Origin of the sequence: Thermoleptolyngbya sp. C42_A2020_037 (assembly GCF_015272455.1) — a bacterium.
In the GTDB taxonomy this organism is placed as follows: Bacteria; Cyanobacteriota; Cyanobacteriia; order Elainellales; family Elainellaceae; genus Thermoleptolyngbya.
The window spans coordinates 22,407-45,253 of the sequence record NZ_JACYLP010000028.1 but is presented as its reverse complement, the minus strand read 5'-3'; the positions used below and the strand labels follow the sequence as shown (position 1 = coordinate 45,253).

Genomic DNA, 22,847 nt, shown 5'->3' with positions numbered 1-22,847 from the left:
CACTCACTCGATCAACCTTTGACAGCAAGACTTGCAGCGAAACTTTCGCCCTGTGCTATCCGCGTGGCACCGCCGAAGATTGCTCCGGCCGGGCAAAGATCATGCGCCCTGCCGACGTTTGCAGCGCCCCCGTCACCAGCACGCAGATTTCATCGCCAATATAGTCGCCCCCTTCCTCCACCACGACCATCGTGCCGTCGTTGAGGTAGCCCACGCCTTGTGCGGGTTCCTTGCCCTGCTTGAGAATCTTCAGGTCGAAGGTGTCTCCGGGCAGATAGGTCGGGCGGATCGCCTGGGCCAGGTCATTGATATTCAGCACAGGCACCTGCTGCAAACTCGCGACCTTGTTGAGGTTATAGTCGTTGGTCAGCAGCATTCCGTTAATATCCTGCGCCAGCCGCACCAGCTTGGCATCGACGGTGGGAATGTCGTCATAGTCGGCCGGGTGGATGGCGATGCGGTCGGGATAGGCTTCCTTAATGCGGTTGAGGATATCCAGCCCGCGCCGCCCGCGCACCCGCTTCTGGTCGCTGGAGGCATCTGCCACCTGCTGAAGCTCTTGCAGCACAAACTGCGGCACTAGAATTTGCCCTTCGATAAAGCCCGTCGCCAGGATATCTTCGATGCGTCCGTCGATGATGCAGCTTGTGTCTAGAACTTTTGCCGCAGCGGGCTTGAGCGTGCCCTCAGCCACCAGCAAGGTTTCAACGCTGTTGGGGTTGATCAGGCGCAGGAGCGATCGCCCGTGAGCATCAGCCAGATTCACTCCAGAAAAGGCGAAAATTACGCTGCCCAAAATCGCGGCCAGCGGCTTGATAAAAGCAAATTCGGTCGGAATGGGCAGTAGAAAAATCGGAGCCAGCAGCAGGTTCGCCACCAGCAGCCCCAGCACCAGCCCCACTGAACGGCTGAGCAGCATATCCACCGGCATTTCGCGCACCTGCCGCTCGACGCGCCGATAGGAGGTCTGCGCCACTAGCCCCAGCGCCAGCCCCAGCAGCCCGCCAAAGCCACCCGTCACCAGGCCCAGTCCCTCGCGGTTCGTCACTTGGTCGAGCGCGTCCATCGGCAGCAAATCGACGCTGAAATAGCCGATCCCTGCGCCCGCTACAATGAATGAAAGAATGATGATTGCGTCAAGCATAGGTTCCAGTGAAACGCTGGAGAAAAGGCGGCGCGGTCAGAGGTCGCGGTTCCGAAGTCGCGAGAGAATGGCAAGTGAGGGGAGGGTGAAGAGAACGAGCGCACTGAGGGGCGATCGCCAGGTGAGAGATTTGTCAGGCTAGCCAGCCCGGAGATGGTCGCAAGCTCGATGCAGCGGGTTGGCGCGTCATGCACAGGCCCATTATATCGCCCGATTTTACACCGGAAGATTCCTCTAGCAATGGCAGCCCAACAGATCGCAACAGTTTCGCCTGCCGCTTCTAAAAGCAAACCTCAAGACGAATTGCCAACGGCGGCCTATCTCCATATTCCCTTTTGCCGTCGCCGCTGTTTTTATTGCGACTTCCCGATTTCAGTGGTGGGCGATCGCGCTCGTGGCGAAACATCGGGAACCATTGCCCAGTATGTTGAGGTGCTGGAGCGAGAAATCCTGGTCACTGGGCAAGAGGGGCGATCGCCGCTAGAAACTATCTTCTTTGGCGGCGGCACGCCTTCGCTGCTATCGGTGGCGCAGGTCGATCGGCTGCTGACGAGGCTCGATCAGCACTTCGGCATCGCGACGCAGGCAGAAATTTCAATGGAAATGGACCCTGGCACCTTTGACCTCAGCCATGTCCGGGGCTACGTCGCTGCCGGGGTCAATCGTATTAGCTTAGGCGTGCAGTCGTTTCAGGCAGACTCGCTACAAGCCTGCGGCCGCACCCACAGACCAGAGGACATTCCCCTGGCAATAGACCTGATTCGCCGCGCTGGGCTAGACAACTACAGCTTGGACTTGATTTCGGGATTGCCGCACCTGACGCTAGAGCGCTGGCAGGAAAATCTGGATCGGGCGATCGCCCTCGACCCCGCCCACCTGTCGATCTACGACCTCACCGTGGAACCGGGCACGGCCTTTGCCCAGCGCTATCGGCCTGGCGAAGCGCCTCTCCCGACTGACGAAGCTACCGCCCAGATGTATCGCCTCGCCCGGCAGGTTTTGACTCAGCGCGGCTTCCAGCACTACGAAATCTCGAACTACGCTCGCTCAGGCTATCAGTGTCGCCACAACCGGGTTTACTGGGAAAATCGCCCCTACTATGGCTTTGGCATGGGTGCGGCCAGCTACGTAGACCACCAACGCTTTAGCCGCCCCCGCACCCGCCGCGAATATTTTCAGTGGGTCGATGCGCTGGAGTCCGCAGGCGGCAGGCTGGCGCATCCCACCACACCCCCCCAGGAACGGCTACTTGATACGCTGATGCTGGGGCTGCGCCTGGCCGACGGGCTGGATTTGCCCAGGCTAGAACTGGAGTTTGGCAAGGGGGCGATCGCCCGCATTCTCGCCGGTCTGCAACCCCACGCCCAGCGTGGCTGGGTCGAGCAAACGCCATCCCGCATTCGCCTGACTGACCCGGAGGGCTTTTTGTTCTCCAACGTCGTGCTGTCGGATTTGTTTGAGACGCTGAGCGAGTGACAGGTTCAGCGCTGACACCTCTTGCAATAGTGTGCCGACCGCCCGGCCATCTTGAGCCGCAGAATCGGGGCGCTACATACGCGGCAGGGTTCGCCGTCGCGGTTGTAGACCCACGCCACGCCGCCGTAGTTGCCGTTGATGCCCTGCACGTCACGAAAGTCGCTAAAGGTGGTGCCATTGTTGGCGATCGCCGTTTGCAACACGTCTCGAATGGCGTGGTAGAGCCGCTGAATTTGCTTTGGCTTCAGTCGGGCGCAGAGGGTCTGCGGGCGGATGCCGCTGAGAAACAGGGCCTCGTCGGCGTAGATGTTGCCAATGCCTGCGACGAGGGATTGGTCTAGTAAGGCGTTCTTAATGGGGCGCTGGCGGCCGCGTAGCCACTGGACAAGATAGTCTACCGAAAAATCGTCGGAAAGCGGCTCTGGACCCAGGGACTGTAGGCCGGTGATGACGGATTCCGGCGGGCGATCGCCCGGAACCCACCACAGTTGCCCAAAGGTGCGCTGATCTACAAACCGCAGTTCTCGGTTCTCCGGAAAAAACAGCCGTACTCGACAGTGCTTTTGCAATGGAGCATCCTGCGCCACCCAGAGCAACTGCCCCGTCATCCGCAGATGCACACCGAGATAGCCAGCGGGCTGGTGTGCTGTGTCTACCAGTTCCGCCAGCAAATACTTGCCGCGCCGCCGCCACTGGGCGATCGCCAGCCCCCGTAGCCCTGCACCAAACTCAGTGGGCGAAGCGGGATGGGCGATCGTGCGATCGAGTAGCACATCCGCCCCGACAATTGGCTGGCTGAGCGTCGTTTGGTTTAGCCCTCGGCGGACTGTCTCTACTTCAGGGAGTTCGGGCATGGGGGAGAACCGTTGCGATGCCCAGTAGAAAACGGGAGGAGGGCGATCGCGCCTAGTTCTCAAACTCTAGCGAACTCTGACGAAAAAGCGGGGCAAAAAAGCGAGGTGTCCTACTGAGGTGTCCTACTACAGATCTTTAGATCTTTTTCTGTCGAATCCTGAGATCTTTTCCTGTCGAATCCTGCTGCTGTCGAGTCCTGCTGCTGCCGAGTCCTGCTAAAAATTCGGGTTTCCCAGACAGATTAGCGACCTAACCCCTCTCGGAAACCCGAAACTGCCCTGGTAATTCAGGGTCATTGTAGGACTTGTGTAATTTCAGGACGTGCCCGGTAATCAGGACATGCCTTCGCCTTCGGCCTTGTGGGGCGCATCGGTCGGCTCAGGCGCTTTGGGGGGCACCGCAGCCGTCTTTGCTTTGGCAGACTTGGGCGCAGGCGCAACTTCTTCTAGTTCGCTGAGGGCGAAGTTATTGGTGTTCACGCCGCTGGCGCTGCCGCTGAAGCCGTTGTAATTCACCTTGTCAAACCGGACGATCACCGGGTACTTGATGCCGCTTTGATCGACCGAAGCAACCGTGCCGACATCGTTGTACCAATAAGATTCTTTGCGGAGAATCCGAACTTTTGAACCGCGTTCAACCATGAGTGCTTTTCCTTAGCTGATTAATCATCCTGGAGGCCATCTCTACAGATGCAGTCCCAGCGTGAGCGGTCAGGGCCGACCCTTTTGGGCGCAGGAGAAATGACTTTTCATAGTTTGATTTTCAGCGTACTACTCCCACGTAGCCATCTGGCGAGATCAAGGTTTAAGTTTTATTGCCTAACGTGTCTGGGTTTGAACGAGTGTTGCGCCTCTCGTCCCTCTGCTGGCTCCCTATCGCAAACGCAGAAGCCAGAGCAAAATTGCTGTTGAGATTTGCGGGATGCGCTTAAAATAGCGGGTAATCAATACGCCTGTATAGCGTTTGCCGCAGGCAGATTTCCCCCACAGAGCGGTAGCGCTCCGCAACAGCTATGAATAGGGTTCCGCACGGCTCAGCAGCGCCAGAGTTTGCAGCACAACCTGAAGCACAATTTGAAGCACAATTCGAGGCACAATTTGCAGAACAGCCTGAAGACGGTCATGACGGGCAAATCGGCAACGGACAAACCGCAGATTCAGGTTTTTTGAATTCCTCGGCTCCGGAGTGGCCTGCGGTCGGGTGGTCTGCTGGCGCTGCGGCGATTGACCCACTCCAGTCCGAAGTCCCGAACACCGAAGACGCGAGTGCAGTGCAGCCGCCCGACCCGACCTTGCCGCTATTCCCCCCAGCGTCCCGCTCAGGAAATTCTGCGGTGCTTGCGCTACCCCCTGTCCGATTTTTGGGGAAGTTGTTGAATCAGCATCCCACGATCTTCTGGAGCGGGGTCTGGGTGATTACGCTGCTCTGTGCTGGCATTGCCGTCACGGGCCTAATGAATCCAGAACTGTCGTCCCAGCAGGAGCAGCCCGACCCGACTGGGGTAGAAGCCGTGCTGCGGGCGACTCGGCTCGATCGGCAAAAACCTGCGTCTCCAGCCGTTTCTTTTGGGCTGCTGGCGGTGAGTTGTGCGGGATGCTGTCTGCTGCTGTCGCGGCGGTTTCAGCAGCCCCAGTCGCTGTCTCAGCCAATAGGGCGCAGAAAACTGCGATCGCCCACCAAAAGCACCATCGCGGCCGAACTAGAGGCGATCGCCACCCTCGCATCCGACTCTATCCAAGACCCAGCGCGTTTGCCACCCCTGCCCAGCCGCCAGCCCTGGATGGACGCAGCCCTCTCCGCTGCAAACGCCGAGTCTGCGCCCGCGCCCCCTGCCAGCCATGCTCGGGGTTCTCAATCGCCGCAAGTTCCGCAAGCGCCCCAATCGCAGGATTACCTAAGCTATCTGCGCGTTCATGCCCAGTCCAGAGCGCAGAGCCAGCGGGCCGCTCGAATTGAGGGGCGATCGCCCTCTCATCCCCCAAACCCCAGACCCCAGAATTGCCCTGCCAACCCGCACGTGATTGCTCCCTACGCGCCCAACCCGGCATTGCCTGTCGCGTTTCTCTCGCCTCTAGAACATTCCTTGCCAGAAAACGCCTTTTCGCCCGCTCCCATCGCCCAGCCCACGCTGCCCGCCGCCACCCAGCCGCCGCTCAACCTGAGCCAGTCGCCCCAGCCCCAGACCGAGGCTCTGCCAGATCCAGCGGCCACCTTGGCAGAACTGCGGAAGATTCAGGCGAAGCGGGCGCGAAAGGAGCCGGAGTCATAGAGTGCGATGGGGTACGTCAACCCGCCATCACCTTAAGGCTCCACTACCCTTCATGCTGCTCGTAAGCTGCCACAATCCGCTGCACCAGGGGATGGCGCACCACGTCCGCCTTGGAAAGATTGCAAAAGGCGATGCCCTCGACATGGCGCAGAATTTTTTCGGCGATCGCCAATCCAGACTGCTGGTTTACGGGCAAATCGGTCTGCGTTACGTCGCCCGTGACCACCATCTTGGAACGAAAGCCCAGCCGGGTCAGCACCATTTTCATTTGGGCTGGCGTGGTATTTTGCGCTTCGTCGAGGATGATAAAGGCATTGTTTAGCGTGCGCCCGCGCATGTAGGCCAGGGGCGCCACCTCGATCACGCCGCGTTCCATTAGTCCGGCAATTTTTTCGGGGTCGATGAGTTCATACAGCGCGTCGTAAAGCGGACGCAGGTATGGGTCAATTTTTTGCTGCAAGTCGCCCGGCAGAAAGCCGAGCCGCTCTCCGGCCTCGACCGCTGGGCGGGTGAGAATCAGCCGCTCCACCTGATTGGACAACAGCGCCTGCACCGCTAGCACTGCCGCCAAAAACGTTTTCCCGGTTCCCGCTGGGCCAATGCAAAAGGTCAGGTCATGGGTGCGAATAGCCTGGACATATTGCCGCTGGCGAAACGTTTTGGCGCGAATCTCGTCACCCCGGCGCGTGCGGGCCAGCACGTCTCGCTGGAGTTCCTCTAAATCCCCCTGCCGACGAGTGTCGAGCGCCTGACGCGCGGTGAAAATGTCTGCTAGAGTGACGGCTTTTCCTGCTCCCCAGTAAGGTTCGAGCGATCGCACGAGTTTTTCGCACAGTTCAACCTGGCTCTCGGTTCCTGAAATCAGGAGCTCCTGTCCCCGCATCACAACCGTTGCCCCCGTCTGACGAGCCAGCAGCTTCAGGTTTTCTTCCTGGTAGCCTGCAAGGGCGATCGCGCTTTCGGGGCTGGGAAACGGAACGATGGCAGAATTACCCATGCAGCGGGTCAGGATAGAAGGGCATAGGCGAAAGCGAGAGGATTGAAGTTAGGCTCAAAACTCAAAACGCGCCTCAAAATTTGAAGAAATTTGAAGGCGCAGCGTCGAGCATTGTTGGGCAATCTCAGGCAATATTCGGACAATATCGGGCATTATCGAGGGCGCGATCGACGGGGCATCGGCTTAGCAGAGCCAGAACGACGATCAGACGGAGCTTCTCGCCCACCTTCGTCTCGACCCGCAGGCTGCCCGCCAAACACATCCAGATGAAGAGAGTAGCCAGAGGCTCGCGCAATTCCCTGCAACACTGTCCGAATGGCTTGAATATTCCGTCCGCCGCGACCGTACACCCGCCCCCGATCTTCGCCGTCAAACGCAACACGCACCAAGACTCTAGAGTTGCGAGGCAGCACCTCACAATCGACTTTTAGCGATGCTGGCGATTCCAAAAATGGCTCTAGCAAAAACTTCACGACACCCACATAATCAGGAGTCGCAGCAGAATCTGGCAAATCGGGAGCAGTTGCGTCGGACACGACCTCACTGAGCCTTAAGCTGTTCAAAAACGTTTTGTTTTTCGAGGATATGGCGGACGGTATCCGTCGGCTGAGCGCCCTCTTTCAGGCGCTTGATGATAGCAGGCACATTGAGCTTTACTTCGTCGCTCCGGGGATTGTAAAAGCCCAACTCTTCTAGCGGGCGACCATCGCGACGAGACGTACTCTTCACCGCGACGATCCGGTAGCTCGCCTCAAACTTTTTGCCGTACCGCTTTAAACGCAGCTTAACCATGCTTGAACTATTTGCTCCTGGGGTAATTCACAAAAACTTGCCGCAGTCCAGTCTCTTATTCTACTATGCCAAGGCTCACTGTGCAAAAGCATTTTGTGATAGCTTTTGCAACTAACTTGGATTACTTTATTGGATTTATTTGGATTACTCGCTGGCCCGACCGCGGCCGAGCGTCGTAATGTATAGCACTGCCTCATCAGGGGGAATGCCCAGCACCTCGTTCACCTGATCATCAAAAAATCCGCCAATGCCGCTGACTCCTAGGCCTAATCGCACGGCCGCCAGATTGAGGCGCTGTCCTAAGTGTCCGGCATCCATGTGCAGGTAGCGATAGGCGCGATCGCCATACTGGGCAACCGCCCGCTGCAAGTCTGCTGTGTGAAACAAGACCGCCGCTGCATCGCGTCCCAGGTCTTGCCCCAGACAAAGGGCGTGTAGCTCTCGCCGAAAGTTTTTGAAGCGGATCTGGCGAAGCTCCTGGGCCTTGGGTGCGTAGTAGTAGCAACCCTCTTCCAGCCCCTCCACGCCGGAAATCGCGATGAAGGTTTCGATTAGGCTGAGGTCGAAATAGTCGGGCGATCGGTCGAGTCCCTGATCCAGGTAGTGAGCGGGCTGGTAGGTAAAATCTAATAGCAGGCGCAGTTCTTCCAGGGTCAGATCGGCTCCGCTGTAGGCGCGGGTGGAGCGACGCTTGAGCATGGTCTTTTCTAGCTCTGCCAGATGGTCGCCCCAGGCGATCGCCCCGCTTTCCATCGACACCTTCAGGCAAAACGGAAAGTTGTATTGATCTGGATCGCTGTCGGCGCGGGCAGAGGGCAGACGGTCGGAGACAGGCTCGCCGCTAATCTGCGTGACCTGGTGCATATAGCTGAGCAGCTTGCCGTCGGGAATGTCGGGATAGTCAGTCTGGATAGCGGAGGGGAGCGCTGTTGAGGTAGGCGGCAGGTTTTGGTCGATATCCCACAGGTCGGCTAGGGGAACAATGGCGATCGCCCCTTCCTGCGCCGCGTCCAGATACATCAACTGGTTCACCGCCTCATCGCGAAAGCCGCCAATCAGGTGGGGACGATAGTCGTTGATGGCTCCTGCCAGTTCGATGTTGCCCAACAAATGCCCAGCGTCCAAAAAAATTCGGCGATAGGCCCGGTCTTGATAGCGCCAGGCCGATCGTCCAAACACCACCGTCACCACCAGCGCCATCTGGGTCGCGTCCAGCGCCGGATGCCAGAAACAGGCTTCCTGAAGCGGCTTCCAGGCTTCCGTTTCCCAAAAGTGCAGCAGCGAATTGGTCTGGGTCTGGTAATGATACAGCCCTGCGGGAAGTTGGGGCGTGCCTCGCGAAATCAGGTAAACCTCGGCCGGGTATAGCCCGCCCGCCGATGGAGCCGCCCGCAGATAGACCGCTTCGCCGTTCAGCATGGTCATTTTCACCGTCAGCCCGTAGCTGCAAAACAGGAAGCGAGCCAGCCGCTGCCACTGCTTGTCTCCATTGTCTAGCGCGGGTTCGGCGTTGAGGTAGGGTTTCAGGTCATAGGCTGTGCCGATTTTGTATTCCTTAAAGGGAACAGGCTGGTTGCGCCAGTCAAGCTGCTGGGTCTTGCTGGCCAGCGTCGTGGGATCATATTTGGTGCGATCGTGAAAGTGCTGGGCGATCGAGCGGCGTTGATCTGGCATGGTTTCCACCGTAGCGTTCCACAATCCATCCTGCTCTACGATCTTGACACCCCAAACTCAGTTCGACGAGAGCAATTCTTACAAATTTGGTGATTTGGTGAATCCAGGCGAAAGTTGTCCCTAAAGTTGCCCCTAAAGTTTCCACTGCGGTTGCGGCGGTTCTGTCTGGGCGATGAGCCTGCCCCGTGAGATGACGTATCGGATCGTGGCGCGGCGACGGATGGCATCGTAGCGATCGCCCGCATCTAGCACGATCAAATTTGCAGGTTTGCCCACCGCAATACCGTACTGATCTTCGAGGTGGAGGGTCTTTGCGCCGTTCCACGTCACCATGTTGTAGCAGGCGTCGATCTCTGGAACGCCCGTCATCTGGCAAATGTGAACCGCCATGCTGGCCACATCGAGCATATTGCCTGTGCCGAGGGAATACCACGGGTCTTGCACACAGTCGTGGCCAAGGCTGACATTTTGCCCCTGCTGCCACAGTTCCTTGACCCGCGTCACGCCGCGCCGCTTGGGGTAGGTGTCGGCGCGTCCCTGCAAGGTGATGTTAATCAGCGGGTTGGCGACGAAGTTGATCGACGTGCGCTGCAAAAAGCCCATCAGCTTAAAGGCATAGGCATTGTTGTAGGAATGGAACGCGGTGGTGTGGCTGGCCGTTACCCGCGACCCCATGCCCGTGCGAATTGCATTGGCCACAATCACTTCCAGAAATCGGGATTGCTCATCGTCGATCTCGTCGCAATGCACGTCGATCAACCGGTCATATTGGGCCGCCAGTTCAAAAATCTTGTGAATCGACTGTACGCCGTCTTCTCGCGTTAGCTCGTAATGGGGAATGCCGCCGACCACATCTGCCCCCATCAGCAGCGCCTCTTCCATCAGCGTCTCGTTTTTCGGGCTGCCATACACCCCGTCTTGCGGAAAGGCGACCACTTGCAGCGTCATCCAGTCTTTCACGGCCTCGCGGGCTGCCAGCAGCCCCTTAAGCGCCGTCAGCGTGGGTTCGCTCACGTCGGCATGGCTGCGGACAAACAGCACGCCCTGCTGAGCCTGCTGCTTTAGGGTGGCGATCGCCCGCTCGGTCACGTCTTCCAGCGTCAGCGATTGCTTGCGTTCTCGCCAAATCTCAATGCCCTCGAATAGCGTGCCACTCTGGTTCCAGCGGGGATCGCCCACCGTCATCGCCGAGTCTAGGTGAATGTGCGACTCCACAAAGGGCGGACTGACAACCTGCTCCTGTAGCTCTAGCTCGGTCTGATGCGGAGCCGCGGGCGGGAGCTGTGGGGCGATCGCCGTGATGGTGCCGTCTTCGATGGCAATATCGACCAATTCATCAGGGCGATCGGGATATAGCAACCGACCCCGGCGCAACAGCAATGCAGAAGCAGATTCAGGCGCAGATTCAGGCATAGCAGGAAAGTCGTGTGGCGAAACTTTCCCTAGTCTACTCTGAGCAATTCTGATGAATTGCCAAGCCGTTGACCAGACCAATTCAGACCTGCCAAAACTAATCGACCACTCGCAGCATTCCCCGGCGCAGCGCCTCAAACACCCGATCGACCAGGGCCCGATCCTTGGGATTGAGCATCGTTTCTCCCAGCGCCACGCGCATGAAGCTCTGCTGATCTCGCCGAGAAATGCAGCGGGTGGCAAAGATGTGGTCTACGATTTGCTCAAGCAGGGTAGAGGAAAGGTCGGGTGCAGGGGTGGACGATTTCATAGGAGGCAGGGGGAACATCTACTCTTCTAATATCGGTTGAATCCTTAGTTTTTACGGTGATAGTCCGGGCAGTTTTGCGTGATTTTGCGGAAGGTCTGGGGTGACGCTGCCATCGCGTGGCACTGATCTAAGTCCTGAATTGCGGTGATCCAGATCAACAAATCTTGCAAATTTGCCACATTAGATACACAGAGGCGATCGCCCCCTGCGATACATTTAGAGGTGTCAGGGCTTGCACTATCCGGCGATCGCAGGAAGGCTCCGGTTCGGTTCCGGCTTGATTAGCAAGCGATTTCTGGTAACGCCTACCTGGCATAATCCAGAAGTTTGGATGCGATTTGGATTTAGCTTCGCCTGTGCTTTCACAGAATTTACGCTGGAAAATTCTCAACAATTTTTCCTCTCGGTGCGTTTCCAGGAAGTTGAGTTTTGCGGAAGCGTCTGTCAGTTTTTTGTATGGCAAGCCGCCGCACAGAAACTTGTCATTGGTTTCCAATCTGAGTTTCAAGAGCGTGTGTCTTAGCCACATCTGGAAAGCGTTGTGACGGCTATCAAGAAGATGGTGGCTGCTTCTAAACTCCCGCGCAGGAAAGCTGTGCCGAGTCAAGGCTCATCCTGGCTTTGTCAGCCAGAGCCGTGGACAAGACGTAGAAACACGGTTTTGGCGAATAGATTGAACCCTTTAGTATGGATAGGGTTTTTGTTTATAGACAGTCGATTCCAGGTTTTTGCTGAAATCCATGCAGCGCTTGGAATTTCTGGGTGCTTTTTTCTAAACCCTAATTATTGTATTCATTGAAAAACCGTGGTCTGGTTGCGCTATTTTCGTCCACAGGCTTCTCATTACGATTCATCATTTATTCAGCAGACCACTCTGGTACGCCAGATCGGCGATCGCATCCGCAGTTCTCTGGAACTGTCTGTGGTGCTGAAAACCGCAGTGGAAGAAGTGGTGGCGCAGTTGCCCGTCGAGCGCTGCCTGTTCCTCTGGTACTTTCAAGACATTCAGCGGTTACAAGTCGTCTGCGAAGCGGGCGATCGCACGCTGTCCGGCAGCACGCTATCCAACGGCACGCCATCCGGCGGTATCGGGCATTTTCCCCTGACGAAGTTTGGCGACCTGGCCAGCGCCATCGACCACGGTGGGCTAATCCTGCGACCCGGCAACGCCAGCAATCGTCCCAATAGATTGCTGGGCCTGCGACCCGGAATGCAAAGCTGCCCTATCGACCCCCCTGGGCCCCTGTTTGGCGATGCGGCGGTGCTAATGATCCCCGTCGAAGGGCAAGAACACTCGCGGGGCTACCTGGTTTGCTTGGACTCGACTCGACAGCACTGGTCGCCAGACACCGTAGAACTGATGCAGGCGATCGCCCAGCCGCTTGAGATGGCGATCCGTCAGGCGCAGCTATACGACCAGTTGCAAAAGCAGGCGCGGCGCGAACGATTGGTGAATCAGATTACTGCACAAACGCGCCAGAGTTTAGATGTCAAAAAGATCCTGAAGCGGGCGATCGCCCAACTGCTAAACGCGCTGGAGGTGGATCGCTGTCTGGTACATCTGGTGGAAGCGCCCGATGAGCTAACCGATACCGCCGATGCGTTGGGCGATTTCCAAAACGATTCCCGGCATGACTCTTTGGGCGACTCCGGAGAGGACTACAACGGATTTCGCCGCAAGCATCTCTTTGAGGTCTGCCGCGAACCCTTTCCATCTACGCTTGAAGACTTTGACACCGATGGCCCCATCACTCGCTGGGTTATCGAAAACCGTCAGCAGGTGGTTATTTCTGATATCACCCAAGATCCCCGCATCGGAGCTGATAATCAGGAATATCGCCTGGCCCAGATTCAGTCGTCACTGGTGGTGCCTGTCCAGGCAAATGGCACGCTCCAGGCCATTCTTTATCTAAACCAGTGTTCGTATATCCGCTACTGGACGCGAGATGACCAAAAGCTTGCCCAGGCCGTCGCCGACCAGCTGGCGATCTCGATCCAGCAGGCCCATCTCTACGCCAAAACCCGCCAGCAGGCCCAGGAAAGCGCCGCCCAAGCCGAGCGCCTCAGCGAAGCCCTGCTGAATCTTCAGCAGACCCAGGCGCATCTGATTCAGAGCGAGAAAATGTCCAGCCTGGGGCAACTGGTGTCGGGGATCGCCCACGAAATCAACAACCCCATTAGCTTCATCTACGGCAATATTCCCTTTGTGGAGCGCTATGTCAAAGACCTGCTGCGGCTGCTGACGGCGTATCAAGCCAGCTATCCCCAAAGCACCGAAAAACTGCGAGACTTGCTGGAGGAAATCGAGCCAGACTTTGTGCTGGAAGATTTGCCCCGGATTCTCGACTCCATGCGGGCGGGAGCCAGTCGAATTCGGGAAATTGTGCTGTCGCTTCGCAATTTCTCGCGGGTGCATGAGGCAAACCGCAAGGTGGTGGATCTGCACGAGGGTCTGGAAAGTACACTTAAGCTCCTACAGCATTCCATTCCCGCAGATGTGGAAATTTGCCGTTGCTATGGCGATTTGCCACCCGTGGAATGCTTTCCCAGTCGGCTGAATCAGGTCTTTTTCCACATTATTAAAAATGCGCTGGAGGCGATAGAATCTGTTGGCGATCGCCCCCGGATCATCACCCTCACCACCGAATCCTTCTGGCACTCGCCCCTAGAGCAGCCCTGGGTGCGCGTGGCGATCGCCGATACGGGCCCCGGCATCCCTGCCCACCTCAAGCCCAAGATTTTTGACCCCTTCTTCACCACCAAAAGCGTTGGACAGGGCTACGGGCTTGGGCTTTCCATTGCCTATCAGACCATCGTGCAGCAGCACCAGGGAACGCTGGAGTGCCATTCGACACTGGGCAAAGGCACCACGTTCATCCTGGAAATTCCGATTTGCCCTCCCGCTGCTCCCCCGCCCGACGCGCCCGACCCGCCCCTTGCCGCGCTGAGGCCCATTTAGCCCTGCGCCGCCAAGCTCGATGCCATGAACTGCCGTCCTGACTGTGGTGCCTGTTGCATCGCACCTTCGATCAATAGTCCCCTTCCGGGTATGCCAAACGGCAAACCCGCCGGAGTACGCTGTGTACAGTTGACCGAAGAGAACCGCTGCAAGCTGTTTGGCAAGCCAGAGCGCCCTGCCTTTTGCAACAACTTGCAGCCGCTGGAAGAGATGTGTGGCACCTGCCGAGAAGAGGCGATCGCCTACCTGACGGCTTTGGAAACTGCCACGGCTCCAGCTTCGTCTCCAGACCCACCCCAGCGCTAGCCCGCCGTCTGCCCTGGGTATTCTGGACTGTGAAGCCAGGGAAACCAGCAGGATGCGGATACAGGCAGAGACAGGCGGAATGCAGAACTAGGGCAACCAAGGGGGAAACGCCATGCTGAATTGGAACACAATCTTCAAGCCTCGAAAACGACTGAAACGAGCCGTGAGCGCTGGGCTGGGTCTCTTGCTGGCAGGTTCTCTGGCGACGGGCTGTGCCCAACTGGCGGCCCAGGTGCTGCTGCCTGCTCCCACCATCGACTCGGTACACTTGGCTCTGGGGAACCCCAGCGAGGCGACCGCCGAAGTCCGCAATGAAAACAATTACCTGATCGTGCGGCCGCAATATGCCCTGTCTTATAACCGGGGCAAAAATATTGCCAATTGGGTGAGTTGGCAGCTTGACGCAAGCTGGCTCGGCCGATTGCCGCGATCGCCCTTCATGCCCGATCCGTCTTTGCCCCAAGGCTGGTATCGCGTCACCACCAACGACTACACTGGCAGCGGGTTTGACCGGGGACACCTGCTGCCCGCCGCCGACCGCAACGCCCGCCCCGAAGATAGCCAGTCCGTCTTCTGGATGACCAATATCATCCCCCAATCCCCCGACAACAACCAGGGCCCCTGGGAAGGATTGGAAAGCTACTGCCGCACCCTGGCCCGCCGGGGGCACACGCTCTACATCATCGCAGGCGGTGCGGGCGAAGGCGGCACAGCCCGCAACGGCCCCCGCACCACCATCGGTCGCAGCAGCAACCCCATCTCTGTCCCCGCTGCCACCTGGAAAATTGCCGTGGTGCTGAATCCAGGGCAAACCCTCGAAGATATTGGCACAGATACTCGCGTCATCACGGTCATCATGCCCAACGACATGGGCATTAAGGACAAAAATTGGCGCGACTATCGCGAATCGGTAGACACGATTGAAAATATTACAGGTTATGATTTTCTCTCCGTCTTGCCCGACGAGATCGAAGAATTTCTGGAAGCAAAGATTGATAGCCGCTAGCGGTTAGGGTGTAGTCATGGACTGAGCCGACACTCGGTATTTTGGAGGTGGAGCGATCTGGGCGATCGCCCACTTGCCGCTTGCCTCCTCAGAGAACAAGGGTTAGGGTTCAGAAGTTAGGCTTTAGCAGTTTAATCGTCTAAGTTAATCGTCTAACCCCTGTCCACTCTTTCTCACGCTCCAGCCTATGCCCCCGGAAGTCATTGAAATCCTCTCGCCTGATGAAGTGCGTCGCACGGTCAACCGCCTTGCATCGCAGATTGTGGAGCGGGCTGGCGACCTCTCAAAGCTGGTACTGGTGGGCATTTTTACGCGGGGCGTACCGCTAGCAGAACTGCTAGGCCGACAAATCGAGGCGCTGGAGGGCGTGAAGATTCCCGTGGGGCATCTCGACATCACCTTCTGGCGCGACGACCTCGATCAGATCGACCTGCGAACGCCAGAAAAGACCGACATTCCTTTCGACCTGACGGATAAGGTCATCGTGCTAGTAGACGACGTGATCTATCGGGGACGCACGATTCGCGCCGCGCTAAACGCCGTAACGGAATATGGCCGCCCTGAGAAAATCCTGCTGGCCGTGCTGGTCGATCGGGGCCATCGAGATTTGCCAATTCACCCCGATTTCACAGGAAAGGAATTACCCACTGCAAAGGACGAAAAAGTGAAGGTCTTTCTGCAAGACATTGACGGGCGAGATGGCGTGGAACTGCTTAAGCCCGTTTAGCCCAAAACGGCTTCAGCCTTTTCCCGGGCACGATCTGGACTGGGGGCAAGGCCAGAAACTCTCGGATAGCTTCAGCCGTTTCCTGCGTTTTCTCAAGGTTTAGCCCTGCGGAGGATTCTATCGGCAATCGCTCACCCGTTTTGGTCAGAATGACGATTCGATAATACCAATCGATGTCGCAACGATTGCTATAAGTGCTAGAAGTATCATCGGCAGATGGTGCAGTGAATTCCTCAATGGCAACTGATTTAATCTCTGCCAGCGGGAGCGTTTTTTCTTTTTGCCACGCAAAAATTGATTGGTAAGATAGCTGACCAGTCAACCGATCAAACTTATAATACCCCTGGCGAAAACTCATGAATACCAGTCCGATTATGCTGAATGGGACGATAAATGCTGGTTGCAGGGCAAATGCTATTCCACTTAAGCGTTGATTATATGCTTGTATCCAAGATATAGAGGGAGAAATGACTCTAAGAGAGGGCTGAGCGGGGTTTCCCAAAAAACGCTGAATTTCGTTGGCGATCGCCTCAGCCTCATAGAAATCTTTCCAGAATCCGATTTGCATTTCCAGACTAGAGCCATCAGAGCTTAAGGTTTGCATACTTTCTACCCCAAGCCAAGTTGTTTTACTGGAATGACGACCGGACAGCCAAATGCGGGTTTTATAGAGAGAATCCCATGCTGTTAAAACAGTGATGTCAACTCCCGACACACTCATGGATTGAATCTCAACAGAATGCTGATAAATCGGAAATGAGCCGATAGATTGAGTTTTCTGACAGCGGGTCGTTTCTAAGTTTGGGCGATCGCACGTCAGCTCGGTTTTACCTAGGTTCAGAGACATCACGGTGGATAAACCCAGCAGAATTCCACCTGAGAAAAGCAAGAATCCTAATATTCGCAGAAGCAGCACTAGCTGCGTTTTCATGACTAGTCGCTGGGAATCCTTGCGAGTCACTTTTAGCAAACCGTCTTGTCTTTTAGTCGTTGTCATTGCATCTGAGCCTACCTTTTGAAGCGAACGAGAATGCTCAAGGTTTCTTGTGCTTTTTATATTTGGAACTCTGAGTTCTCTAAAGAGAGTTGTGGGTCTGCGTTACAGCCTGGAAAGAAAAATTAAGCATCCCTGCCAAAAGCTACATCAATCAATTCTCGTCAAGCCCTTCCTATTGCCCCACATAAACTGAACTGTTTCCTGGAGATATGATTTGAACAGGAGGCAGGTCTAAAAAATCTTGAATTACTTTGGCGGTTTCCTGCCTGATCGAAAGATTTGAATCTATAAAAGCCAATTCTATCGGCAGTCGTTTTCCCGTTTTGGTTAGGGCAACGATTCGATAAAGCAAACCACTGCTGGAAGATGTCCACTGAAACTCTTCAATGGCGATCGATTCAATATCTGACAGAGGAACCGTCTTAGCTTTTCCGAATAAGGGTTTGAAAGATAACTTACCTGTCAATCGATTGAATTTACAATATCCCCGGAGAATACTAGAGAGAGGAAATATTAGATATGCCCAAATAGGAAGGAGTGAAATTAATGTACACTGCAAGTATTCGATATCTCGCTGCATCCAAGATATGGGAGGATGGACATCCCGTAGGGATGATTGAGCGGGGTTTGATAGAAAGCGCTGAATCTTGTCAGCGATTGCTCTCGCTTCGTCAGGATTTTTCCAAAGTCCGACTCGCATTTCTAGATTGGAGAACTCGAATCTCAAGGCTGGCAAACTCTTTAAAGCAGTCCAGGTTTCTGTGCCTGAACTCATGATCCCTATCCATATCCGAACTTCATAGAAGTCGTTCAGCATTCCCAAGTTGAAGTTGTCCGATAGTTTCAAAACAGTAACCTGGACTTCTAGCTGATTCGAGGACTGGAGTTCAACAGAATCTCGATAAATTGGGAGGGAGCCAATGAATTGGGTTTTCTGGCAGCGCGTGGTCTCCAAAGTCGGGCGATCGCATGTCAGTTCTGTACTGCTTGGAATTTTAGGTAAGAATAAAAGTAAGAAAGGAAGTAACGTACCGGACATAGCTAAAAACCCTAATGTCCGAAAGAGCCGAAACGACCGAGTCTTCAAGATGAGCTGCTCGGAATCCTTATCGGTGACGCTCAAGGAAAAGCCTTGCTGTTTCGCTATTTTCATTGCATCTGAGCCTACCTTTTGAAGCGAGTGGACATGCTCAAGCCGATTTTACTCTTTAAGCCAAAAGTTCTGGGTTGCCTGGAGAGAACTGATACAAAATTTAGCTGAAGTGAGCAACCCTTTCACAGACCAACTCCTACACAGCGCGATCTACACCTTTTCAAAAGAGAATTCCAGAAAAATCTGAGCGGGCTGCCGCAAATTTTTGCTACCAGACCATCTCGACCCGCAGTCGTCTTAGCAATCTTAAAAGGGGCGACCCAAACTTGACCAGTGCTAATGATAGCGCCGCTTAAGCCAGCACCCGATGCCCAATATCTCGCCGACAGTAAGCTCCTTCAAACTGGATGCAATCTACGGCTTCGTAGGCGAGGGCGATCGCCTCTCTGATTGTTTCCCCCAGCGCAGTCACGCCCAGCACCCGGCCACCGTCGGTGAGAACCGTGTCGCCGACCAGTCGAGTACCTGCATGGAAGACCATCGCACCCGTGTCGGCGGCTTGGGCGAGGCCGCTAATGGGTTTCCCCTTGTCGTAGCTGCTGGGATAGCCTTCAGCGGCGAGGACGACGCAAGCAGCGGCTCCGGGCTTCCATTGCAGCGGCGGAAAGTCGGCTAGGGCTTGCTGGGTGCAGGCCAGCATCAACTGGTCGAGGGGCGTTTCGAGCAGCGGCAACACGACCTGGGTTTCGGGATCACCAAAGCGACAGTTAAACTCAATGACTTTGGGATCGCCTTGGGGCGTAATCATCAGCCCCGCATAGAGGATGCCACGATAGTCGATGCCGCGATCGCGCAGGGTGGCGATCGCCGGTTCTAGAATCTCCGTCTGGATTCGCGTCATCAGGTCTGGCGTGATCACCGGGGCCGGGGCATAGGCTCCCATGCCGCCCGTGTTTTCGCCTGTGTCGCCCTCGCCAATGCGCTTGTGATCCTGAGCGGGCAGCAGGGGGCGAATGGTGAGACCGTCCGTTACCGCTAGCACGGAGGCTTCTTCGCCTGTCAGGTATTCCTCCAGCACCACACGGCTGCCTGCTTCGCCAAACTGTCCCCCAAAGGCGGCTTCGATGGCGGCGATCGCCTCTGCTTCGGTCATGGCCACCGTCACGCCTTTCCCTGCGGCCAGCCCGTCGGCTTTCACCACAATTGGCGCACCCTGTTTGCGAACGTGGGCGATCGCCGCCGTGGCATCGCTAAATACAGAGGAGTCTGCGGTGGGAATTCCGGCCGCTTTCATCAAGTCTTTGGCCCAGGCTTTGCTAGCCTCGATTTGGGCCCCGGCTCGGGTTGGGCCAAAGACTTGCAATCCCTGCTCTTGCAAATAGTCAGCAATGCCATTGGCCAGGGGCACTTCCGGCCCCACTGCAATCAGGCTGAAGTTGTTGACCAGCGCAAATCGAGCAATGCCTTCAAAATCCTTGATCGACAGCCCTAAGTTGCGGCAACGGGAGAGGGTTGCAGTGCCGCCGTTTCCTGGAACGCATACGACCTCCTGCACGGTAGGAGACTGCAATAGAGAAGTGGCAATTGCATGTTCTCTGCCGCCGTTTCCTACTACCAGAACTTTAACCACACCCTCACCAACCGTTACGAATGTTACCTGTCGTGTCTCAAAACATCCTCCATTATGCACCTTGATGTCACCAATCTCCTGATGCCGATAAAACTCTCGCAAAGCGTTAAAAGTCTGGCGGAAACCCTCTGGCTTCGGCGTAAGGTTAAAGAAGGCAGCACAAACCTGATGTAGCGGCTGTCGGAAGCCCGGTTTTTTCGCTATTTTGCTGTGACGAGTGAAATCATGCCTGTTTCTATGCCTGGTTCTGAAGCCAAAACTCACAAGACTCAATGGAGGGCGATCGCGCTGATGGTCGGTTGTGGAGTCCTGTGGGGCACGCTGCCATCGCTGCCCACGACGGCTCAGACCGTGGAAACGGTGGCGCAAATTGTGCCCCTGCCGCCCCTGGTTGCGCCGTCGCCATCCGAAAATTTGTCGTCGGAAGAGGAGAGGCTCCAACCTCCGCCCAACCCGCTAGAGATGACAGATCCCGATCCCCTGCTGCCAAGGCCCGTCGTAGATCGGCCCCTCAGCCCCCTGGAGGTTTACTTCCTACGGCTGGGGGTAGAGGACTTGCAGCGGCAGGCCGAGGCGCGGTATGCGCTAGGGCAGACAAACACCGCGTTTGATATCTGGTATCGAGAACTGCGGCTGCGGCGGGTGCTGGGCGTGGCGGATGAGGTGGCTGCGTTGGGGCGGGTGGGCGAGGTGGCCTGGCGAGAAAACCGCCGCACCGATGCCCGAATCATCACTGCCCGCCTAGAGCAAATCGAGCAAGAGCAGCAGGCGATTGCCCCGCCCGATTACAGCCTCCTGCTCAGCATCGCCCAGGGCTATGAAAAAATGCGGGCCCTGCCGCTAGCCGTCGCCCTCTATGACCAGCTCTTGACCCAGGCGCGGGCCGAGCGCAATAGCGCCGTTGAACAGTTGGTGCTGATCTCCCTGGGACAGTTGCACCTGGCCTGGTTTGACTACGAAAAGGCGGCGATCGCCTATACAGACTTGCTCAACCTGGCGCGATCCCGAAACGACAGCATTCGAGAACTGGACTATTTGCAGCAGCTTGCCTATATCTATCAGCAGGGCAAAATGCCCGACCGCGCCATTCCCATTCAGCAAGAATTGGTGCAGCGATACGAAGCCCTGCCCCTGCCGCTGCTGATCCCGCCGCTCAAGATTGCGCTGGGAGACAACTACCGGGCCATCGGCCGCGCGGGACTAGCTGCGACTAACTACCAGGAAGCCTTTACCCAGGCCCAAGCGCAGCAGCAGTATGGCTACTCTAGCGAGGCACTGGTGCATCTAGCGGCGCTGTATGAGGGGCTAAACCGTCCCGCAGATACGCTACTGGTCTATCAAACGCTGATTCAGGTCGAGCAGCAGTCCTACAACACCTACGGCATCATGACCGCCTACGAAAAAATTGCCCAATTGCACCAGGCTCAGGGCGAAACCGCAGAGGCGATCGCCGCTTATCAGTCCGCCCTTGCTCTAGCTCAGCAGCTCGACTATGCCAGCCGCGTTAGCGCCTACACTGCTCAAATTCAAACCCTCAGCGGCAGCTAAAAGCCCTGCCCACATCGGTCTGCACGCTTTTGCCATTGAAAACTCTGGTTGCATCTGAGATATCGTTGAGTCAGCTTGAGGGAGAGTCAGCTTGAGGGAAGCCTTAATCCAAGTTTGCTGTCTAGAACCTGAGTTTGTCGTTTAGAACTGCCACAGCACAATCGCCATGCCCCTGATCAAAATCCAAACCTCTGTGTCTTGTCCCACGTTGACCGAAGTAGAAGAACTTCTGAAGACCCTGTCAGACAGTCTGGCAAAGCACACAGGCAAGCCCGAATCCTACGTGATGACTGCGTTTGAGTCGGATGTGCCCATGACCTTTGGCGGCACGCTCGATCCGGTTTGCTATGTGGAAGTGAAAAGTGTGGGTTCCTTCAACCCCGCCCAAACCAAGTCCATGAGCCAGGAGTTTTGCCAGATTATCAGCGCCACGCTGGGCGTACCCGGAAACCGCACCTACATTGAGTTTTCTGAGGCCAAGGGTTACCTCTGGGGTTGGAACGGGGCGACCTTTGGCTGATGCCCGCACTGCCGTCTGGAACAATCAAATGGCTTTTTTGGTGGAGGAATAGCCAGCGTTACGAAACAAAGAAATCGCCCAGAATCGCAACAGTGCCATCAGTGTTGCTGGATTATGACTTGAGAGATGATAAACCAGAACTGTCGCGTAAAGGGCTGTCCCTGACACCCTGCCAAACGCTCAACGCATACAAATGCCGCTAAAGCATCCACTTTTGGTATAGCCCTGGGGGAGTTGCAAAGCCTCGAATCCGACGAGTCGCAACACGATCATGAGAGGTATCTAGGTCGAGACTGATTCCACACTGCTGGCGACAGAACGCAGCGGCTCTGATAGGGCCTGGGCGATCGCCCTTAAGCTTCTGGGGTCGCTTAGCATCCAAGCGTGGGCGGGCACATTCAGCACCACTTCGCGCCCCACGCCCAAACAAGAACTGCGGGCAGGCAAAATCATCAAGTCCAGCGGGGTCCAGATAGAGGTGAAGTTGAGCTGCTCCAGGCAGTCTACATCGCGGTTGAGGTCGCACAGAAAGGGACTCTTGATGGCCATCTGGCTGGCTCCGACGTTGGGGCGCAGGTAGGCCGTCCAGGTGCCGCAGTGGGGCGAGGAGATGGTGACAAAGCGGCGCACGCGCTCTAGCCCGCCAAGGCGCTGCACAAAGTAGCGACTGATGATGCCGCCCATGCTAAAACCGACCAGATCGAAGGGTTGCCCCGGCGGGATTACCTGCTGGGCATAGTCGGCAAGCTGCGTTGCCAAGACATCCAGCCCTACGTCGCCGTTGCTGGGTGTCAGGTTGGGGTGGTGAACCTGCCAGCCCTGCGAGGTGAGATAGGGAGCCATCCTGCGAAACACGGCGGCGGTATCATCAATCCCGTGAACCAAAATGACCGGATGGCGATCGCCCGATGGAGAGGATATGTCGTGAAGGCGGGTCATGGTGGGAGGCTAAAGCTTGGATTAGCTTCGATTTTTAGAAAACCATTCAACATGCTGTTTTAAGGGTAGCGAGGGGCGATCGCGCTCTGTCGGGCGAGTGTGCCAGTTTGATGTGCCAGTTTGGTGCGCCAATTTCTGATGCCAGTTTCTTTATCAAACGCTTTTGGGAACGCTAGATGAAAACCTGGCTGA

22 protein-coding genes and 1 pseudogene are annotated in these 22,847 nt (G+C 56.3%); 10 read left to right on the top strand and 13 right to left on the bottom strand.

All coding sequences use genetic code 11. From position 1 onward, the window contains the following. Positions 1-55 precede the first annotated feature (55 nt). Entirely contained in the window at positions 56-1,144 is a 1,089-nt protein-coding gene (locus IGS16_RS08480; protein WP_172353436.1) for a PIN/TRAM domain-containing protein, read from the bottom strand. A gap of 240 nt (positions 1,145-1,384) precedes the next feature. Between IGS16_RS08480 and hemW the strand changes: the two genes are divergently transcribed. Continuing rightward, positions 1,385-2,620: a radical SAM family heme chaperone HemW gene (gene hemW / locus IGS16_RS08475; RefSeq protein WP_297084961.1), complete on the top strand. Its 1,236-nt coding sequence runs from the start codon at positions 1,385-1,387 to the stop codon at positions 2,618-2,620. 5 nt (positions 2,621-2,625) lie between these two features. On the opposite strand, the gene IGS16_RS08470 is transcribed toward hemW, so the two are convergent. Together IGS16_RS08470 and IGS16_RS08465 are read right to left on the bottom strand one after the other, a co-directional pair. After that, entirely contained in the window at positions 2,626-3,474 is an 849-nt protein-coding gene (locus IGS16_RS08470; RefSeq protein WP_297084960.1) for a DNA-formamidopyrimidine glycosylase, read from the bottom strand. 414 nt (positions 3,475-3,888) lie between these two features. Further along, a pseudogene (locus tag IGS16_RS08465) lies at positions 3,889-4,116 on the bottom strand (photosystem I reaction center subunit IV); the annotation flags it as partial. A gap of 371 nt (positions 4,117-4,487) precedes the next feature. On the opposite strand from IGS16_RS08465, the gene IGS16_RS08460 reads away from it, so the two are divergent. Beyond that, the gene (locus IGS16_RS08460) at positions 4,488-5,744 is read left to right on the top strand and encodes a hypothetical protein (RefSeq protein ID WP_297084959.1); all 1,257 of its coding nucleotides are present in this window, start codon (positions 4,488-4,490) and stop codon (positions 5,742-5,744) included. Between the two features lie 43 nt (positions 5,745-5,787). Here the strand turns inward: IGS16_RS08460 and IGS16_RS08455 are convergent, their stop codons facing one another. From IGS16_RS08455 to IGS16_RS08430, 6 genes are all read right to left on the bottom strand, one after another. Beyond that, the gene (locus IGS16_RS08455; RefSeq protein WP_297084958.1) at positions 5,788-6,741 is read right to left on the bottom strand and encodes a PhoH family protein; all 954 of its coding nucleotides are present in this window, start codon (positions 6,739-6,741) and stop codon (positions 5,788-5,790) included. Between the two features lie 152 nt (positions 6,742-6,893). After that, positions 6,894-7,277 (bottom strand): KH domain-containing protein, encoded by a 384-nt coding sequence (locus IGS16_RS08450; protein WP_297084957.1) that lies wholly within the window; start codon positions 7,275-7,277, stop codon positions 6,894-6,896. A gap of 4 nt (positions 7,278-7,281) precedes the next feature. Further along, on the bottom strand, positions 7,282-7,533 hold the full coding sequence (gene rpsP, locus IGS16_RS08445) for a 30S ribosomal protein S16 (RefSeq protein WP_068510770.1): 252 nt from the start codon (positions 7,531-7,533) through the stop codon (positions 7,282-7,284). A gap of 144 nt (positions 7,534-7,677) precedes the next feature. Then, entirely contained in the window at positions 7,678-9,207 is a 1,530-nt protein-coding gene (locus tag IGS16_RS08440) for a SagB/ThcOx family dehydrogenase (protein WP_297084956.1), read from the bottom strand. Between the two features lie 132 nt (positions 9,208-9,339). Continuing rightward, the gene (codA, locus tag IGS16_RS08435) at positions 9,340-10,620 is read right to left on the bottom strand and encodes a cytosine deaminase (RefSeq protein ID WP_297084955.1); all 1,281 of its coding nucleotides are present in this window, start codon (positions 10,618-10,620) and stop codon (positions 9,340-9,342) included. A gap of 97 nt (positions 10,621-10,717) precedes the next feature. Then, positions 10,718-10,930, bottom strand: a complete 213-nt coding sequence (locus IGS16_RS08430) for a hypothetical protein (protein ID WP_297084954.1) — start codon at positions 10,928-10,930, stop codon at positions 10,718-10,720. 232 nt (positions 10,931-11,162) lie between these two features. On the opposite strand from IGS16_RS08430, the gene IGS16_RS08425 reads away from it, so the two are divergent. From IGS16_RS08425 to pyrR, 5 genes are all read left to right on the top strand, one after another. Continuing rightward, on the top strand, positions 11,163-11,453 hold the full coding sequence (locus tag IGS16_RS08425) for a hypothetical protein (protein ID WP_297084953.1): 291 nt from the start codon (positions 11,163-11,165) through the stop codon (positions 11,451-11,453). Positions 11,454-11,735: 282 nt separating this feature from the next. Next, the gene (locus tag IGS16_RS08420) at positions 11,736-13,889 is read left to right on the top strand and encodes a GAF domain-containing protein (RefSeq protein ID WP_297084952.1); all 2,154 of its coding nucleotides are present in this window, start codon (positions 11,736-11,738) and stop codon (positions 13,887-13,889) included. 24 nt (positions 13,890-13,913) lie between these two features. Beyond that, entirely contained in the window at positions 13,914-14,195 is a 282-nt protein-coding gene (locus IGS16_RS08415) for a YkgJ family cysteine cluster protein (protein WP_367185757.1), read from the top strand. Between the two features lie 112 nt (positions 14,196-14,307). Then, a complete protein-coding gene (locus tag IGS16_RS08410; protein WP_297084950.1) occupies positions 14,308-15,201 on the top strand; it encodes a DNA/RNA non-specific endonuclease in 894 nt (297 codons plus the stop codon). Between the two features lie 187 nt (positions 15,202-15,388). Further along, positions 15,389-15,928, top strand: coding sequence for a bifunctional pyr operon transcriptional regulator/uracil phosphoribosyltransferase PyrR (pyrR, locus tag IGS16_RS08405; protein ID WP_297084949.1), 540 nt, complete (start codon positions 15,389-15,391; stop codon positions 15,926-15,928). Here the strand turns inward: pyrR and IGS16_RS08400 are convergent. The 3 genes from IGS16_RS08400 to purD all read right to left on the bottom strand — a co-directional run bounded on the left by IGS16_RS08400 (position 15,915) and on the right by purD (position 19,648). Continuing rightward, the gene (locus IGS16_RS08400; protein ID WP_297084948.1) at positions 15,915-16,925 is read right to left on the bottom strand and encodes a hypothetical protein; all 1,011 of its coding nucleotides are present in this window, start codon (positions 16,923-16,925) and stop codon (positions 15,915-15,917) included. The genes pyrR and IGS16_RS08400 overlap by 14 nt on opposite strands. A gap of 172 nt (positions 16,926-17,097) precedes the next feature. After that, on the bottom strand, positions 17,098-17,964 hold the full coding sequence (locus IGS16_RS08395; protein ID WP_297084947.1) for a hypothetical protein: 867 nt from the start codon (positions 17,962-17,964) through the stop codon (positions 17,098-17,100). A 406-nt stretch (positions 17,965-18,370) separates the two neighbouring features. Further along, the gene (gene purD / locus IGS16_RS08390) at positions 18,371-19,648 is read right to left on the bottom strand and encodes a phosphoribosylamine--glycine ligase (protein WP_297084946.1); all 1,278 of its coding nucleotides are present in this window, start codon (positions 19,646-19,648) and stop codon (positions 18,371-18,373) included. Between purD and IGS16_RS08385 the strand changes: the two genes are divergently transcribed. The 3 genes from IGS16_RS08385 (at position 19,607) to IGS16_RS08375 (ending at position 21,716) form a co-directional block, all read left to right on the top strand. Beyond that, a complete protein-coding gene (locus tag IGS16_RS08385; RefSeq protein ID WP_297085051.1) occupies positions 19,607-19,822 on the top strand; it encodes a hypothetical protein in 216 nt (71 codons plus the stop codon). The genes purD and IGS16_RS08385 overlap by 42 nt on opposite strands. Positions 19,823-19,873: 51 nt before the next feature. Further along, a complete protein-coding gene (locus IGS16_RS08380) occupies positions 19,874-21,196 on the top strand; it encodes a lipopolysaccharide assembly protein LapB (protein WP_297084945.1) in 1,323 nt (440 codons plus the stop codon). A gap of 166 nt (positions 21,197-21,362) precedes the next feature. Beyond that, entirely contained in the window at positions 21,363-21,716 is a 354-nt protein-coding gene (locus IGS16_RS08375; RefSeq protein ID WP_172353418.1) for a phenylpyruvate tautomerase MIF-related protein, read from the top strand. A 282-nt stretch (positions 21,717-21,998) separates the two neighbouring features. On the opposite strand, the gene IGS16_RS08370 is transcribed toward IGS16_RS08375, so the two are convergent. After that, positions 21,999-22,655 (bottom strand): alpha/beta fold hydrolase, encoded by a 657-nt coding sequence (locus tag IGS16_RS08370; protein WP_297084944.1) that lies wholly within the window; start codon positions 22,653-22,655, stop codon positions 21,999-22,001. Positions 22,656-22,847: the final 192 nt, after the last annotated feature.